Origin of the sequence: Geminocystis sp. CENA526, from assembly GCF_050753365.1 — a bacterium.
Lineage (GTDB): Bacteria > Cyanobacteriota > Cyanobacteriia > Cyanobacteriales > Cyanobacteriaceae > Geminocystis.
In genome coordinates this window covers 1-1264 of the sequence record NZ_JBLZFY010000292.1, presented here as the reverse complement: position 1 = coordinate 1264, position 1264 = coordinate 1, and the positions used below count along the sequence as shown (strand labels likewise).

Sequence of the window (1264 nt, the reverse complement as noted above, 5' to 3'; positions counted from 1 at the left end):
TTGGTAAAACTCTCAAATATGGGAAAATAGATGCTAATGGTTATATTATCCCTTTAAATCCTCAAACGGACGAAAAGAAAGAGGGTAATTATATTTTAGATTTAAGTCCAGATGACCACAAAAATGGCAGTAAAACAGGGAAATCCTATCGAGAAATTATTCCTAATCGTCAATTTGAAGATGGAACATTTTTCTATGACTATCTTAATGCTTGGCTATTCGAGTATCGAAAATTCTTAGTGAAAACCGATGTTGAGACTGTATTTGTCAGAGAAATTAAAGGGGATGCTTTTACCAAAGATTCTGTGTGGCAAAAAGTTAATTCTATCTTTAAAACAAAAACAGGGGTAAGTATTAATCCTCATCTGCTCAGACATATTTTTGTCACTTTTCTAGCAAACAATGAAGTTGATGATGCGAAAAAAAGAGCGGCGGCAATATCAATGGGGCATGACCCGATTACAGCCCAAAAATATTATTGTAAACAAACTGATGAGCAAATGATATTACCCATTGCTGAGTATATGAATAATCTTTGGACAGACAAGGAGAGTTCTAGTTAATAAAACTTAATTATTGGTCTTATTTGTGGAGGGGGTGCTGTTTTATCTTAACTTAAATTAAACGCCATCCCTTCACTTCGATCGATCGAACTTCTCCTCCTTCTCAATCTCCATCTCCAAGGCGACTAATCTTCCACCCTGCCTAATTCCCTATCTTTCCAGTTCGGGTAAAAATGAATGCTCCCCTTGTCCATGTTGTACATATTGAGTATTGCTGTTATCGGAAGAATTAGTCTTGTCTAGTGCAAAACTTACACTGTCTGGGGAAGAATTAGTCTTGTCTAGTGCAAAACTTACACTGTCTGGGGAAGAATTAGCCTTGTCTAGTTTAAAATATACAGTGTCTAATGTCTTCATCTTACTACTCAAATCCTTTAAATGAAAATTGCGTTCAGGCTCAGGCTCAGACTCAGGAAGATAAGATCGAGGAAATAGACTCTCTCTAAAAAGTCCTAAAATAGAAAGTGAGTTAGAGGGGAATAAATGATGAGTAGATATTCTAAAAATTGGAGAGAAATATCGATCGAAATCAAGGAAAAAGCCGACTGGAAATGTGCGAAATGCGGTGCAGACTTTAAGGATAAGCAGAAATCAAGAAGGGGAAGCTGTCTGCAAGTACATCATTGGAATAGGATACCCGAAGATAACAGACCAGAAAATTTGGTAGCATTATGCAATAGCTGTCATTTGGAATATCATCG

General features: G+C 36.6%; 3 protein-coding genes. 2 read left to right on the top strand and 1 reads right to left on the bottom strand.

From position 1 onward, the window contains the following. Positions 1-563: hypothetical protein (locus tag ACN4EE_RS23470; RefSeq protein ID WP_431708926.1), on the top strand; the 563-nt coding region annotated here is incomplete at its 5' end. Positions 564-713: 150 nt separating this feature from the next. Here the strand turns inward: ACN4EE_RS23470 and ACN4EE_RS23465 are convergent. Further along, positions 714-920, bottom strand: coding sequence for a hypothetical protein (locus tag ACN4EE_RS23465; protein WP_431708925.1), 207 nt, complete (start codon positions 918-920; stop codon positions 714-716). A 126-nt stretch (positions 921-1046) separates the two neighbouring features. Here ACN4EE_RS23465 and ACN4EE_RS23460 point away from each other — a divergent pair. After that, on the top strand, positions 1047-1264 hold a 218-nt coding region (locus ACN4EE_RS23460), incomplete at its 3' end, for an HNH endonuclease (protein ID WP_431708924.1).